The organism is Pseudomonas sp. BJa5, from assembly GCF_030272875.2.
Taxonomy (GTDB): Bacteria; Pseudomonadota; Gammaproteobacteria; order Pseudomonadales; family Pseudomonadaceae; genus Aquipseudomonas.
The window spans coordinates 24718-39902 of the sequence record NZ_JALRNG020000039.1; the positions used below are offsets into that span (position 1 = coordinate 24718).

Here is a 15185-nt window from a genome sequence, read left to right on the forward strand (position 1 = left end):
CTCAAGTTACCCTGGCTGTCGACAATAGCCTCATCTTTTACAAGGAGCTCGATTGTCATGGCACTGGCCCACAACCTCGGTTTTCCGCGCATCGGCGCCGACCGCGAACTGAAAAAAGCCCAGGAAGCCTACTGGAAAGGCGACCTCGACCAGGCCGGTCTGCAGGCGGTAGGCCGTGAACTGCGTGCCCGTCATTGGCAACTGCAAAAAGACGCCGGTATCGAGTTGCTGCCGGTGGGCGATTTTGCCTGGTATGACCAGGTCCTGACTCACTCACTGACCTTCGGCGCGATCCCCGAGCGCTTTGCCAAGGCCCTGGATGCCAACGGCCTGCCTACCCTCGACACCTTGTTCGCCATGGCCCGTGGCGCCACCACCTGCTGTGGCGGTGAGCACGGCCAGGCGCAATATGCGCAAGAGCTGACCAAGTGGTTCGACACCAACTACCACTACCTGGTCCCGGAGTTTTCCGCCGACCAGCGCTTTTTGCTCAGTTGGGAGCAACTGTTCGAGGAAGTCGCCGAAGCCCGCGCCCTCGGCCATGCGGTCAAGCCGGTGCTGATCGGCCCGCTGACCTACCTGTGGTTGGGCAAGGCCAAGGGCGGCGAGTTCGACAAGCTCGACCTGCTGGAGCGCCTGCTGCCGGTCTACGGCGAAATCCTCAGCCGCCTGTCGCGCCAGGGCGTGGAATGGGTGCAGATCGACGAGCCGATCCTCGCCCTGGACCTGCCCCAGGACTGGAAGAACGCCTTCGAGCGTGCCTACCACATCCTCCAGTACTCGCCCTTGAAGAAGCTGGTGGCGACCTATTTCGGTGGCCTGGAAGACAACCTTGGCCTGGCCGTGGGCCTGCCGGTAGACGGCCTGCACATCGACCTGGTACGTGCGCCCGAGCAATTGCCGACCGTGCTCGATCGCCTGCCGACCTACAAGGTGCTGTCCCTGGGCGTGGTCAATGGCCGCAACGTCTGGCGCTGTGACCTGGACCTGGCGCTGGAGCAACTGCAACTGGCCCGCCAGCGCTTCGGCGCCAACCTGTGGGTGGCCGGCTCCTGCTCGCTGCTGCACAGCCCCGTGGACCTGGCGCGGGAAGACAAGCTCGATACCGAGCTGAAGAGCTGGCTGGCGTTCGCCGTGCAAAAGTGCGAAGAGATCGCCGTATTGGGCAAGGCTGTCGACTCCCCGCACCTGCCGCTGGTGCAGAACGCCCTGGCCACAAGCCGCGCCGTGCAGCGCAGCCGCAGCGAGTCGCCGCGCATCCACAAGCCCGAGGTGCAAGCCCGTCTGGCCGCAGTGACTGCCGCCGACCGCCAGCGCCAGTCGGTCTTTGCCCAGCGCATCGAGGCGCAACGCCAGCGCCTGCAGTTGCCTGCGTTCCCGACCACCACCATCGGCTCGTTCCCGCAGACCTCGGCCATTCGTCTGGCACGCCAGGCCTACAAGCAAGGCAAGCTATCGGCCAACGACTACACCGATGCCATGTACAGTGAGATCCGCCACGCCGTGCAGGTACAGGAGCAACTGGGCCTGGACGTGCTGGTGCACGGCGAAGCCGAGCGCAATGACATGGTCGAATACTTTGCCGAGCAACTGGACGGCTACCTGTTCACCCGCTTCGGCTGGGTGCAGAGCTATGGTTCGCGTTGCGTCAAACCAGCAATCATCTTCGGCGACCTGAGCCGTCCGCAACCCATGACCGTGAGCTGGATCGAGTACGCCCAGCGCCAGACCCGCAAAGTCATGAAAGGTATGCTGACGGGCCCTGTGACCATGCTCATGTGGTCCTTCCCGCGCGAAGATGTGTCGCGCCAGACCCAGGCCGAGCAACTGGCCCTGGCCATTCGCGACGAAGTGCAGGACCTGGAGGCGGCGGGTATCAAGATCGTGCAGATCGACGAAGCCGCCTTCCGCGAAGGCCTGCCCCTGCGCCGGGCACACTGGCAGGCTTACCTGGACTGGGCCGTGCAGGCCTTCCGCCTGTGCTCCAGCGGCGTGCGCGATGAAACCCAGATCCACACCCACATGTGCTACAGCGAGTTCAACGACGTGATCCAGGCCATCGCCGCCATGGACGCCGACGTGATCACCCTCGAGACCTCGCGCTCGGACATGGAGTTGCTGGAGGCGTTCGAGGCTTTCGACTACCCCAACGACATCGGTCCGGGAGTCTACGACATCCACTCGCCACGGGTGCCGGACACCGCCGAGATGGTCAAGTTGATGAGCAAGGCGGTGAAGCGCATTCCGGCCGAGCGCTTGTGGGTCAACCCTGACTGTGGCCTGAAGACCCGTGCGTGGCCTGAGACCGAGGCGGCCCTGGTGAACATGGTGGCGGCGGCGCGGCAACTGCGTAGCGCACTGGCCTGAGACAAACGACGGCGAGCTTGTGGGCTCGCCCTCGTTTGAGCCAAGGTCTACAGGTCCGCGAAATACTGGTTTGCCACTTCTGCCCTGATCACCCCGCGCCAGATGTCATCCGGGGGGTTGCCGCCTCCGGTCTGGGTCTGTTGCCATTGCGGGCCCTTGAAGCGATCCTCCACCCGTTTGAGATGAGCGGCACTGAAGCGCTCGAACGGTGTATCAAGGTCGCGGTAGTGGAAGTGCGCATACCACAAGACAGGCTCGCCAGCCGATTTCAGGTCTACAACCTCATACTCCTGGAGATAGTCGCGGGTACGCAGCAACTGGCGGTTGTTCGGTCGCTGGATCCTGATCTGGCCATGAGTGAGGAGGTCGACCAGATAACCTGCATTGGGTTGCTGACTGGCCTTGATCTGAGCAACGAGCAACGCTGTACCTTCCTGACGCAGTAAGGTTGCCTGCTGGCGTAAATCAGCTGTATCGGTGAGTGTGCCGCCTAGCGCCTCGATACGATTGGCACAGCTTTCCAGACTATTGGCCTTGATGGTCATCATGTCGTTGAGTTGATAGGGGCTGCTGGTCGGTTTGATGCTGGTGTGTACATTGCGACGGAAGCTGTCCAGATCCTTGAGCAACGCGGCGGCTGTTTGTTTGAGGTTGCGCAGCTCGTGTGGCCGAGCGGGGGGGGGAGTGATCAAGGGTCTCCAGCGTTCGCCAACCGGCTCGAATTGTCTGACAGCACCGCCGTCCGGGTTGTGCGCGGTGATGCGTGCAGGCGCGCTGCCTGTGGCGGGAGTGAAATCGCCAATATAGAAATTGCCATCCTCTACCTGAAACAGCCGTGGGCTGCTTCGCCCGCGGGAGGGGCGTGGCTGGCCGGGCAATCGCCGAATGTATTTTTCGGTCTGCAGGAGCAACTCATCGAGATTCTCATGTAGCTGCTTCAGGTAGTGCCCGTCGAACAGTTCGGGAAAACTGGCATGGGTGCTTTGCAGTTCCAGTTTGTACTGGCGGTACACGCGCAGGGCACTGTCTTGAATCGCTCGACGCTGTTCGGAGGAGGTGGTCACCTCATACATGTCTGCCAGGGTACCCTGGACTTGCGCCACGTCTTCTTCGATCGCATTCAAGCGCCGCAGGTAAAACTCGGCAATGACTGAAGTGTTGCCGTAGTGTTTTGCCGCAACCATCAGGTGCAAAGTGTTAAAGAGGATGAAAAGCGTGTTGTTCAAGCGCTTTTCCAGGCGTTGGTAGGCGTGTTTGAATATCTCGTGCCTGGCGAACTCCTGCAGATACTCCGCGTTGATGTCGAAATTGTCTCCCAGCCTGGTCAGTCGGTTCTCGAACTGCTGGTTGGCTTCAGCCACTGCCGTTTGGTAATTGTCGGCGTCCTGTATGTGCTCTGCCGCCTTCAGGCGCTCGGTAAAGTCGGACTTTATACTGTTCAGCCGTTGATTGAAGTCGGCAGCGCGCCTGCCTGGCCGAGGCGCAGGAAAGTCCAGGGCCTTGTACCAGTCGACCAATTGCAGCTTGTGTGCGGCCATCTGCGACTTTGCCTGGAGAACCGTCACCGATTCGCTGCGCAACCTGCGCAGCAAAGGCGCCTGATCGACCAGGTCGTCTACCTGGGCCAGTTGCAAGCGGAGGTTCACTGCCTTGTGCACGCTGCCCAGGGATTCGTCCCGGGCCAGTTCGATCAGGTGGTGCAGTCGATCACAGACGACTTTGGCGCTGCGTACTTTTTGTAGCATGCACAGTTGCTTGTCTGTCCGATTGGCGATTTTCAGTAGTTCATCCCAGCTAGTGAACGCGTTTTTTGCCGCATCGATATCGGCCAGGCAGTTTGCTTTCATCTGCGTGCGCAGGGCCACTTGAGCGGCCGGAGCCGCCGCGTCGTATGCGATGAAGCTGGCGTTGGAGCGTTGCAGCGAAGTTTGCAGCCGGTTTTCGTCCTGCAGGCCCCGGGCTTTGAGCATGTGCTGGCGACGATACAAACGGTCCGTCCAGAAGCGCGGCAGCCTTTGGCGAATGGCGGCAGGCCAGTACGGGTCCAACTGCTCGGCCAGGTGACCGAGTGCTTGCCCTCCACCCGAACCGCCGCCGTGCAGATGGACGCCGTACAAGGCGAAGTGGGTATCCCACTGGCCCTGCTCATTCAGGGCGATGTTCCTTTTCCAGGTCTTGCGCGAGGTACCACGTAGACGCCAGGTGTGTTCCGTCTCCAGCCATTCCACCTGGCAAAGGCGGTCTTCGACCAGGATGAAGTCACCCTCGGCATGCCGGTAGACGCCGCGGTACTTGCCCTGCTTTGCGGGGCGCAGATCCTGCAAGTCCAATGGGAACGGGTATTCATAACCTGCGAAGCGCGCCAGGCGTTTGCTGGCGCTGGCCGTGCTCGACTTGGGCCCCGTACCCTGGCCGCCTTGCAGTGAATTCAGCTGGCGAAAACGGGTGAGTCGGCGCGCGGCGCTGCCTTTGACTACCAGGGTGGGCAGCACATCCATGGCCGCATCGATGAAGCACAACAGCGCTTGTTCCAATTCATCCATGGCGCGCCCTACCTGGCCATGTACCAGCGCCGAGGCGGCTCGGGCGCAAGCGTCGAACATGTCGTACACGCTGACTGCGGTACCGATCAGCGGAACGAAGCCGATTGCCATCTTGATGTAGTTGAAGATCATGCCGCTCTGGTAGGCGAAATTCTCCAGCCATAACGTTTCGTTGGAGCGCGAGGTCAACCGATGGGCCTCCAATACCCTGCCTTCCTGGGCATTGAGCAGGGTCTGGGCCAATGAGATGTTCGACAGCCATGCCGAACCCAGGCCGATAATGCCGGAAAAGCGTTTTTCGATGGCCTGGCGCATCCGCGACGCGTGGGAGGTGGGGTCGCCCTGCAAGGCACGACTGGTGAGGTAGTCGATTTCACCGCTCTGTTTGGTCGATTCATACAAGGCTTCGCGCGCTGACTCCAGTGAACTGAATTGGCGAATCAGCTTGCTGGGGTGGTCAGGGCAGTAGAGCACTGTAATGCCACTGGTCTGGTCGTTGATGAAGGTGACACCGGAGAGTGTTGTGGGACCATCGTTTGTGTCTTGTCCGCCCACGGTGAGCCGGGCAGGGATCAAGCGAATGTCATGGCCGCTGACCTGATAGTCGTCGGTGTGGCCGGCGTCGATGGCGATATCGAAGATAACCTTGCCATGTGCGTCCAGGTTGCCATTAGCCCTGGCATGGACGCTGTGCATCTTGAGCATTTGGCGAAAGGGTTCGGTCAGGCACTCGCGGCGAAAGGCGCGGGCAAATTCGCTTTCGTTGGTACCGCGATAGGTGGCCAGTATCCGATCTTCATATTTCTGGGCCAGGTCGAGGTCTTCGGCTAGGTCTTCCAGATAGGTCTTATCGATCGTGCTGTTCAGGGCCTGAGCGATGACCGGGTCTGTGCTGCTCGGCTGCAGCGTCATGAAGTACAGGCGATTCTTCATGGCCGTGTCGATGTTTTCCAGGAACAGATTGTCCAGCGTCAGGGTTTGTCGTGCCGGACTGGCAACCAGGTCTGACTTTGACGGCACGCCACCAGGTGTGCCGCCACCGCTCACGGGGTCCTTGCGCCAGGAGGTGCTGTGCGGAAGGTCGATGGAGATTTCACTGTCGTCATAAGTCGGGATGTCCTGCTTCAGGCGCTGCCTGATGTACTGGCGGCAGAACAGCGGACGATTGGGCAGGTCGCGGGCAATCAGGGCCTGGGCGCTACGCATGGCCTGAAGGTAGTCCTGGGCACTCGACTTGAAGGCGCTACGCTCGGCGTCGGTCAGATTTTCCAGCCAAGGCATGCTCAGGCTGCTGAGGGTGACAGTGGCCCGTTGTTCTTCCAGTAGTCGCAGGGCCAGTTCACGGGCACCATGGCCAGGAACCCGCAAGGAGTGGGCCAGTGCTTCTCCAAGATGCGATAGCGCTTGGTCGCCGACCGTGCTGTCGGCCATAGGCGAAAGTCGTTGCGCCGCAGCCTTGCTGCGCAGCAGATGATGGGTCAGGACCTGGCCCAGGATATCGCCGGCAAGCGGGACCAGGGTGACAGACTGGCTGCCTGGATCGACAACGCCGAGGCAGCGCTCCAGCTCGGCCTGGTTGGCAAGGCGCAGTAGTCCCCCCATTGCGCCCGGCCAGAACAATAACAGGCTGGTAGGGGCTTGCTGATTCTTCAGGGTGATGATGACGCAGTCGCTGATAAGCGTCCTGGTGGTGCTCTCGGTGCCGTCCCGCTGTGTCGTTTCGCTCAGTTCCGGGTGTGCGGCGATGATGTCGGAGCCTGGTTTCGGAAAGGACGACGGTTGGTCGAGCACGCTCTCGATCCACCGGCGTTCCTCATCGTCGATCTGGCCCAGCAGGTTCTGGATCTGGGCGTGGGCGCGCAGTCCCTCATGGTGAGCTGACAGCAACGGTGGGTCGTCATCGGTTTGCGATGCATTGAACGACAGCCAGGCGTTGGCTTGCAGCAGTGGTTCCATGGCTAGGTCGGCTTTGCTGCGAGCCCCTTCCAAAGTGGCCTGCCAGGTCTTGAGGGATTGCAGTTTTTCTTCGTCGAGTGCGTCCAGCAGATTCATTTGTTTCTTGATCTGCTCCGCGCGGACGCTATAGGGCACTTCGATGGACAGATGGCCAAAATCGAAAAATGAGGCCTCTGAAGCGTCGCTGTCCAGTTCCGGTTCAGTTGCCGGCAGGGCATGGAACAGGTTGGCGTTGCGTTGTGCCGCGTCGACCGCGTGAAGCTTGCCAAGGGCAAGCTCTGCATGGGTTTGAATATCAGCGCCCGGATCGAACGCCAGGGCGTCGAGCCGGACCTGGAGCAGGTCGTTGAACAGGGTAGTGAATCCTGCTGCAAGGCTGTCTTGACGGTGGAAGCTGACAATTGCTGTCGCGTCACTGGTGCTGCTGTTATGCAACAAGGCGGCTTCCAGTGCTTGCCCGGTCGCATGGGCGGTAAAGGTCTGCTGACTGCCCGGTATATAGAGCACTCGCAGGGGGGTGTCCTCGATACTGAACACCAACGCACCGGGTATCGCCTTTCCCGCTATGGCGGGGGTTTCGATAAAGAGTTGCTTGCTGCCCAGGCGCAGCCATTCCGGGTCGTTCAGTACGCCGGAAACCAGGCGTTGCTGCTGGGTATCGAGTTCACCGCTTGCCACCACAGCTTCCCAGCGTGCCCTGAAAATACCCAGGTACTGGTCCTGGGCGTGGGTTTGCCGGCTGACGGGCGTACCCTTGGCTCGTGCATTCCAATAACTGTTCCACGCTTGCCGGATAGCCGCCGGGAGATCCAGCTCACCGAGCCGGGCCAGCAACTGAGTGGGCGTCAGGCGCAGCAACGGGCTCTGGGCTTCTGTGCCCACGACTTGGGCGCGGGTGTCCAGGTCGGTCGGGGCCCGGGGATGATGGCGGTTATAGGCGGCAAGGGCGGCGAGGCTGACAAAGGTGTTGCTGGTGTTGAAGCGCAGGCCGGTGGTGCTCGGCTCCGTGCTGAGTTGTTTGCGTAGCAGCGTCTGTATGACCTGATGCGTACTGTTTGCCTCGGCAAGGAGGATGGTGAAGGTGTCGCGATGCTTCCTGTGTCGATTGAGTATGTCCTGAGGTACGCCGTTCAATCGGGCGGCAATGAAACTGACGGGCGCAAAAGAGAGGGTATCCGGGGTTTCGGTGGAATCGCTCATGAAGGTAGTCCGCAATCAAGGTTGTGCCGGTACTGGCATTGCGGATTTGGAAGCAAGTGGCACGGTGCGGTGCGGTACATAACGCTGGCTGCCGTTGGGCGGGGTTCATCAAACTGTCACGCAACTGTGGCAGCGCGCTTGAATGAAAGTCATCAGACTCACGATCTACTGGGGATTTGCATTCTGGTGTTTCACTCATGCGGGCTTTTTTATTGTTCCTGGCGCTGGTCTGCGCCGTGCCTTCCTTTGCCGCGGCACGCTGCGACGTCAATGTGCCTACCGAACGGGTCGAGCTGGCACAGGTCAGCCTGGCCTACCAGAGCATCGGCCGTCGCTCCGATCCTGCGCTGCTGTTGGTGATGGGCCTGGGCGGGCAGTTGATCCACTGGCCTGATGAGGTGGTGGTCGCCCTCTGCCGGCAGGGCTTTCGGGTGATCCGCTACGACAACCGCGATATCGGCCTGTCGGCCTGGAACCAGGCACCGGCCAGTGCCAGCCTGTCCTTCGAACTGCTGCGCTACAAGCTGGGTTTGCAGGTGGCTGCGCCCTACACCCTGACGGACATGGCTGAAGATGGCCTGGGTTTGATGGATGCCCTGCATGTGCAACGTTTTCATGTGCTGGGTGTGAGCATGGGTGGGATGATTGCCCAGCACCTGGCGGCCCTGGCGCCGCAGCGGGTCGAGAGCCTGACCCTGATCATGTCCAGTTCCGGTGCACAGGGGCTGCCGATGCCAAGCGCGGCACTGCTGCAGTTGTTGGCCCGGCGCGAAGCGCCAAACCGCGAAGCGGCCCTCGAACAACAGGCCGATCTGCTGGCGGCGCTGGGGAGTCCGCAGGTCAAGGACGATCGTCAGGAGTTGCTGGAGCAGGCCGCGATTGCCTATGACCGGGCGTTCAACCCTGAAGGCGTCGAGCGCCAGATCATGGCCATTCTTGCCGAGCCGAGTCGGGTCGAGTTGCTCGACAAGCTACGCCTGCCAACCCTGGTGGTACATGGCACCGCCGACCCGTTGTTGCCGGTGATGCATGGGGTGCACCTGGCCGCGCACCTGCGGGACAGTCAATTGAAGCTGATCCCGGGCCTGGCCCATCGCTTCCAGGCGCAGTTCAAGGGCGCGTTGCTGGGCGCGGTGTTGCCGTACCTGGAGACGCAACGGCTGGCTGATACCCCTCTGGCGGTGTACTGATCGCGGGGCAAGCCCGCTCCCACAGTAGGAGCGGGCTTGCCCCGCGATGAGCCTCAATGCAACCTCACCCAGACACTGACCAGCACCGTCGCCGCCATCAGCCAGGCCACCGCCGCCAGCGCCAATGACAGCTCCAGGCGCAGGCGGTCCACCAGCACATACAGCGCTACCAGGTAGACGAAGTAGGGAATGATCGACCACATGCCGAACAGGATGGTGGTCTTCAGGTCGTCCAGCGAGCGCCCCTTGCCGACGATGTAGTGGGCAATCAGGGCGAAGGTCGGGAACAGCGGCACCAGGCCGGCAATGTAGTAGTTGCGGGTCTTGGCCAGGGCGGCAAGGATCACCACCACGGCGGCGCCCAGGCAGGCTTTGAGTATCAGGTCCACGTACTTTTCCGATGTCTTGGCGGGTTATCCGAGGCCGTACTTCTTCACTTTGTCGAACAGGGTGGTCTTGGCCATGCCCAGCTCCTGGCTGGCCTGGCTCAAGTTGCCGCCGGTGCGCTGCAGGGCATCGCTGAGCAGGTTGCGCTCGAAGGCTTCCACGGCCTCGGCAAAGCCCAGGCCCTGGTTGGCACTGGCGCCGCTCTTCTTGAACGCGGGCAGGCCCAGGGCGTAGCGTTCGGCGACATTGCGCAGTTCGCGCACGTTGCCCGGCCAATCGTGGGCCATCAGCCGCGACAGGGTCTGGCTGTCCAGTTGCGGGGTTTCACGGTCGAAGCGCAGCGCCGACAGCTGCAGGAAGTGTTCGAACAGCTGCAGGATGTCTTCGCGGCGCTCGCGCAGCGGCGGCAGTTCCAGGGTCACCACGTTGAGGCGGTAGTACAGGTCGCTGCGAAACTGGCCGCTCTGGCCCAGGGCGTCGAGGTCGGATTTGGTCGCGGCAATCACCCGGCAGTCGACCGGGATGCTCTGGTTCGAGCCCAGGCGCTCCAGGGTCCGTTCCTGCAGGACCCGCAGCAGCTTGATCTGCAGGTTGATCGGCATGCTCTCGACTTCATCGAGGAACAGCGTGCCGCCATTGGCGTGCTCGATCTTGCCGATGCGGCGCTTGCCGGCGCCGGTAAAGGCATTGGCCTCGTGGCCGAAGATCTCGCTTTCGAACAGGTTCTCCGGCAGGCCGCCGCAGTTCAGGGCCACGAACGGTTGCCCCTGGCGCCGGCTGAAGTCGTGCAGGCAGCGGGCGACCAGTTCCTTGCCAGTGCCGGTCTCGCCTTCGATCAGGACGTTGGCCGAGGTATCGGCGACGTTGGCGATCAGCTCGCGCAGGTTCTGCATGGCCGGCGAGCGACCGATGATCCGTCCTTCCAGGGTGCTTTGCCCGGCCAACTGGCGGCGCAGGGCGAAGACTTCCCGGGCCAGGCCGCGTTGCTCCAGGGCACGGCGCACCACTTCGACCAGGCGTTCCGGGGCGAAGGGCTTTTCCATGAAGTCGTAGGCGCCGTTGCGCATCGCCCCCACGGCCATGTCGATATCGCCGTGGCCGGTGATCAGCACCACCGGCAGGCTGTTGTCGCGGGCCTTGAGGCGGCCGAGCAGTTCCAGGCCATCGATGCCGGGCAGGCGAATGTCGCTGACCACGATGCCGGCGAAATCATCACCGACGCGTTGCAAGGCTTCCTCGGCGCTGCCGACACCTTCGCAGGCGATGTCTTCCAGGGCCAGGGCCTGCTGGCAACCGAGCAGCACATGCGGGTCGTCTTCGACGATCAGGACGGTTAGGGGTGCTTGGTTCATAGGGACTCGGCAGATTCGGTGGGGGCATTGACCAGGGGCAGGGCGAGGACGAACGCGGTACCGCCACTGGCGGGATGTTCGACACTCAGGCTGCCCTTGGCGGCGGCGGCGAGGCTGGCGGACAGGGTCAGGCCCAGGCCCAGGCCGTGCTCTCCCGGTTTGGTGGTGAAGAAAGGTTCGAACAGATGCTTGCGCGCTTCGTCGTCGATACCGTGGCCATTGTCGCGTACCCGCAGGCGGTACTTGTCGCCCTGCAGTTCGCCTTCGAGCCACAACTGCGGCGCAGGTTGCGCGGCCATGGCGTCCAGGGCGTTGCCGATCAGGTTGACCAGGATCTGTTCCAGGCGGGTCTGGTCGATGGCCAGCTGCTGATCTTCGTAGTTGCTGTGCAGCTTGAGGTGGCAGCCGGCGACCCGGTTGCCCAGGACCTGCAGGCTGGCCTCGATCGCCTTGGCCAGCGACGCCTGGCCGCTGTCGTCGCCGCGCCGGGCAAAGGAGCGCAGGCTGGCGGTGATCCGGCCCATGCGGTCGATCAGGTCGTTCATGGTGCTCAGGTTGGTGCTGGCGGTCTCCAGGGCGCCGCGCTCGAGAAAGCGCACGGTGTTGCCCGACAGGGTGCGCAGGGCCGCCAGCGGCTGGTTCAGTTCGTGGGCGATGCTGGTCGACATCTGGCCGATGGCCGCCAGCTTGCCGGCCTGCACCAGTTCGTCCTGGGCGTGGCGCAAGGTCTGCTCGGCGTGCCGGCGTTCGCGGATCTGGCCCTTGAGGCGGTCGTTGCTGGCGCGCAGGTCAGCGGTGCGCTCGGCAATCTTGCGCTCCAGTTGGCTGTTGGCTTCTTCCAGGGCTTCACGGGCTGCCAGGCGAGTGGCGATTACCTTGCGCCGTTCGTTCCAGGCAATCAGCAGGATCGCCAGCAAGGCGAAGGCGATGGCCACCAGCACGCCCTGGACCACCGACTCGCGGCGCAGGTCCTGCAAGGGGGTGAGCAGGGTGAAGTGCCAGGGGGTGTCGCTCAGGCGCCGGGTCTGGGCCAGGTAGGCGACTTCGTGGCGACCGTCGCCCAGTTCGGCATTGGCCGGAAAGCTCAGTTTTTCGATACCGTCGGCGAGCTTTTCTCGCGACAGCGGCTGCAATTCGTTCAGCGGCCACCAGTAGTACTGCAGGCTGCGCGCCAGGCGTTCCTTGATCTCCGGGGTCAGCGGGCGCACCGACTTGAGGCGCCGTGCCGGGTCGCTGGAGAGGATGATGATGCCGTTCTCGTCACTGACGAAGGCTTCCAGGCGCGCCCGTTGCCAGCGCTCTTCCATGGCCTCCAGGCGGACCTTGATCACCGCCACGCCGATGATCTTGCCGTGTTCTTCCAGGCCGTGGGCCAGGTAGTAGCCCGGCTCGCCGGTGGTGCTGCCGATGCCGTAGAAACGGCCCGGTTGCCCACGCACGGCGTCCTGGAAATAGGCGCGGAACGACAGGTCTTCACCGAGGAAACTGTCGGCATCGCGCCAGTTGCTGGTGGCCTGGACCCGGCCGGTGGTGTCGAGGACGAAGATGGCCCGGCTGCGGCTGCGGCGGTTCAGGCCTTCGAGGTATTCATTGACCGTCTGGCGGTTTTCGCCGTTGGCGTCGGTCAGCAGGTGGGAGACGCTGTCTTCCAGTTCCAGCAGGCTGGGCAGGTAGGTGTATTTGCTGATTTCACTTTCGACCGCGCGCGCGTGCAGCTCGAGCTGGCGCTCGCCGTTCTCGCTCAAGCTGCGGATGCCGTTGTGTTCGCTGATCATGAAACCGGCCACTCCCAGGCCGATCATCAGCAGGACGATCAAAGGAGGCAGCAACAACTGGCGGATCAGACGGGGTTTCACGGCTAGGGCAGGCTTGGCTGGGCGAAAAAGCGAAGGATCGCATTTCATCACAGTAACCTTGTAACGAACAGCACTGCCTGCCCGGCGTACACCGGGCAAACAGTGACAATTAACAACACTGCCGATCCGGCGTACGCCGAAACAACAGTGTTGTGTCCTCAGTGTTGCAGGATCTTGCTGAGGAAGTGCTGGGTACGCTCGTGGCGTGCGCTCGGGTCACCGAAGAAGTCTTCCTTCTGGCAATCCTCGATGATGCGGCCCTGGTCCATGAAGATCACCCGGTTGGCCACCTTGCGGGCAAAGCCCATCTCGTGGGTCACGCACATCATGGTCATGCCTTCGTGGGCCAGCTCGACCATGACGTCCAGTACCTCGTTGACCATTTCCGGGTCCAGGGCCGAGGTCGGTTCGTCGAACAGCATGACGATCGGGTCCATCGACAGGGCGCGGGCGATGGCCACACGCTGCTGCTGGCCACCGGAGAGCTGGCCGGGATGCTTCTTGGCATGGGCGCTGAGGCCGACGCGGTCGAGCAGGGCCAGGCCCTTCTTGGTCGCTTCGGCTTCGCTGCGGCCCAGGACCTTGCGCTGGGCAATGGTCAGGTTCTCGGTGATCGAGAGGTGCGGGAACAGCTCGAAATGCTGGAACACCATGCCGACCCGCGAGCGCAGCTTGGGCAGGTTGGTCTTGGGATCGGCGATCGAGGTGCCGTCGACCACGATGTCACCTTTCTGGAACGGCTCCAGGGCGTTGACGCACTTGATCAGGGTCGATTTGCCGGAACCGGAAGGGCCGCAGACCACCACCACTTCACCTTTTTTGACTTCGGTGTTGCAGTCGGTCAGAACCTGGAAGTCGCCGTACCACTTGTTGACGTTCTTGATGGAAATCATACGGTTATCCTTTTCTGCAGACGCTTGACCAGCCAGGAAGCGGAGAAGCTGACGAGGAAGTACACGACGCCGGCGAACAGCAGGAACTCATGGGAGCGCCCGATGATGTCGCCGTTGGCACGCGCGGAGTTGAGGAAGTCCACCAGGCCGACGGTGTAGACCAGCGAGGTGTCCTGGAACAGGATGATGCTCTGTTGCAGCAGCAGCGGGGTCATCTTGCGAAACGCCTGGGGCAGGATGATCAGGCGCATGGTCTGGCCGTAGGTCATGCCCAGGGCCTGGGCTGCGCCCATCTGGCCCTTGGAGATCGACTGCACGCCAGCGCGGACGATTTCACAGAAGTAGGCCGCCTCGAACATCATGAACGCCACGACGCAGGAGGTGAAGGCACCGACCGGGGTGTCTTCGCCGGTGATCCAGCGCAGGATGAAGGGCACCGCCAGGTAGAACCAGGTGATGACCAGCAGCAGCGGGATGGAGCGGAAGTAGTTGACGTAGAAGCCGGCGACGTTGGCCAAGAGCTTGCTCGACGACAGGCGCATCAGGGCCAGGAGGGTACCCAGCACGATGCCGCCGACCACGCCCATGACCATCAGTTGCAGGGTCAACAGCATGCCGTCCCAAAGGGCCGGCAGGGCAGGGCCGATGCTTGAGAAATCCAGCTCCATCATTTACCCCCTACGGAAATCAGGCCTGGCACCGAGACTTTCTTCTCGACCATGCGCATGAACAGCATCAGCCCCATGTTCAGGGTGAAGTAGATCAGCGTGGCCAGGGTGAAGGCCTCGAACAGGTTGGCTGAGAATTCGGCGGTCTGCTTGGTCTGGGCCAGCAGTTCCATCAGGCCGATCAGCGAGGCTACCGAGGAGTTCTTGAACACGTTCAAGAATTCCGAGGTGAGCGGCGGAATGATGATCCGGTAGGCTTGCGGCAGCAGCACGTTCCAGTAGATCTGCGGCAGGCTGAAGCCCATGGCGCGGGCGGCCGATTCCTGGCCACGCGGCAGCGCCTGGATACCGGTGCGCACCTGTTCGCAGACACGGGCAGCGGTGAACAGGCCCAGGCAGATGACCACGCTGATCAAGGCCGAGGTGGTCGGGTTGAGATCCTGCTTGAACCATTCCTGCAGGTTTTCCGGCAGCAGGTCGGGCACCAGGAAGTACCAGATGAACAGCTGCACCAGCAGCGGTACGTTGCGGAAGAGTTCCACGTAGCAGGTGGCGATACCCGATACCACGCGGTTCGGGACAGTGCGCATGACGCCGAGTACCGAACCCAGCAGCAGCGCAATGATCCAGGCAGTGATGGCGATGGCGATGGTCCAGCCCAGACCGGTGACGTACCAGTCCAGATAGGTTTCGCTGCCCACGCCGGTGGACTTGAAGAATACGCCCCAGTCCCAGTTGTAATTCATCGGGATTTCCCCTCAGATCGGTTGTTT

General features: G+C 62.2%; 9 protein-coding genes. 2 read left to right on the forward strand and 7 right to left on the reverse strand.

The features are described from left to right. Window positions 1-57: 57 nt before the first annotated feature. Window positions 58-2367, forward strand: a complete 2310-nt coding sequence (metE, locus tag M2D63_RS20575) for a 5-methyltetrahydropteroyltriglutamate--homocysteine S-methyltransferase (RefSeq protein WP_285864845.1) — start codon at window positions 58-60, stop codon at window positions 2365-2367. Window positions 2368-2414: 47 nt separating this feature from the next. Here metE and M2D63_RS20580 read toward each other — a convergent pair whose 3' ends face one another. Further along, window positions 2415-8066 (reverse strand): dermonecrotic toxin domain-containing protein, encoded by a 5652-nt coding sequence (locus tag M2D63_RS20580; RefSeq protein WP_285864846.1) that lies wholly within the window; start codon window positions 8064-8066, stop codon window positions 2415-2417. Between the two features lie 197 nt (window positions 8067-8263). Between M2D63_RS20580 and M2D63_RS20585 the strand changes: the two genes are divergently transcribed. Beyond that, the gene (locus M2D63_RS20585) at window positions 8264-9256 is read left to right on the forward strand and encodes an alpha/beta fold hydrolase (RefSeq protein ID WP_285864847.1); all 993 of its coding nucleotides are present in this window, start codon (window positions 8264-8266) and stop codon (window positions 9254-9256) included. 53 nt (window positions 9257-9309) lie between these two features. Here M2D63_RS20585 and M2D63_RS20590 read toward each other — a convergent pair whose 3' ends face one another. From M2D63_RS20590 to M2D63_RS20615, 6 genes are all read right to left on the reverse strand, one after another. Then, complete coding sequence (locus M2D63_RS20590; RefSeq protein WP_285864881.1) at window positions 9310-9636, reverse strand: GlpM family protein; 327 nt, start codon at window positions 9634-9636, stop codon at window positions 9310-9312. 33 nt (window positions 9637-9669) lie between these two features. Then, complete coding sequence (locus tag M2D63_RS20595; protein WP_285864848.1) at window positions 9670-10995, reverse strand: sigma-54 dependent transcriptional regulator; 1326 nt, start codon at window positions 10993-10995, stop codon at window positions 9670-9672. Next, on the reverse strand, window positions 10992-12899 hold the full coding sequence (locus M2D63_RS20600) for an ATP-binding protein (protein WP_285864849.1): 1908 nt from the start codon (window positions 12897-12899) through the stop codon (window positions 10992-10994). The genes M2D63_RS20595 and M2D63_RS20600 overlap by 4 nt, the downstream gene beginning before the upstream one ends. Window positions 12900-13009: 110 nt before the next feature. After that, window positions 13010-13744 carry an amino acid ABC transporter ATP-binding protein gene (locus M2D63_RS20605; protein ID WP_285864850.1) on the reverse strand — a complete coding sequence of 245 codons (735 nt, stop codon included), beginning with the start codon at window positions 13742-13744 and terminating at the stop codon, window positions 13010-13012. Continuing rightward, window positions 13741-14412: an amino acid ABC transporter permease gene (locus tag M2D63_RS20610; protein WP_285864851.1), complete on the reverse strand. Its 672-nt coding sequence runs from the start codon at window positions 14410-14412 to the stop codon at window positions 13741-13743. Before M2D63_RS20610 ends, M2D63_RS20605 begins: the two co-directional genes overlap by 4 nt. Further along, window positions 14412-15158, reverse strand: a complete 747-nt coding sequence (locus tag M2D63_RS20615) for an amino acid ABC transporter permease (protein WP_285864852.1) — start codon at window positions 15156-15158, stop codon at window positions 14412-14414. The genes M2D63_RS20610 and M2D63_RS20615 overlap by 1 nt, the downstream gene beginning before the upstream one ends. Window positions 15159-15185 lie beyond the last annotated feature (27 nt).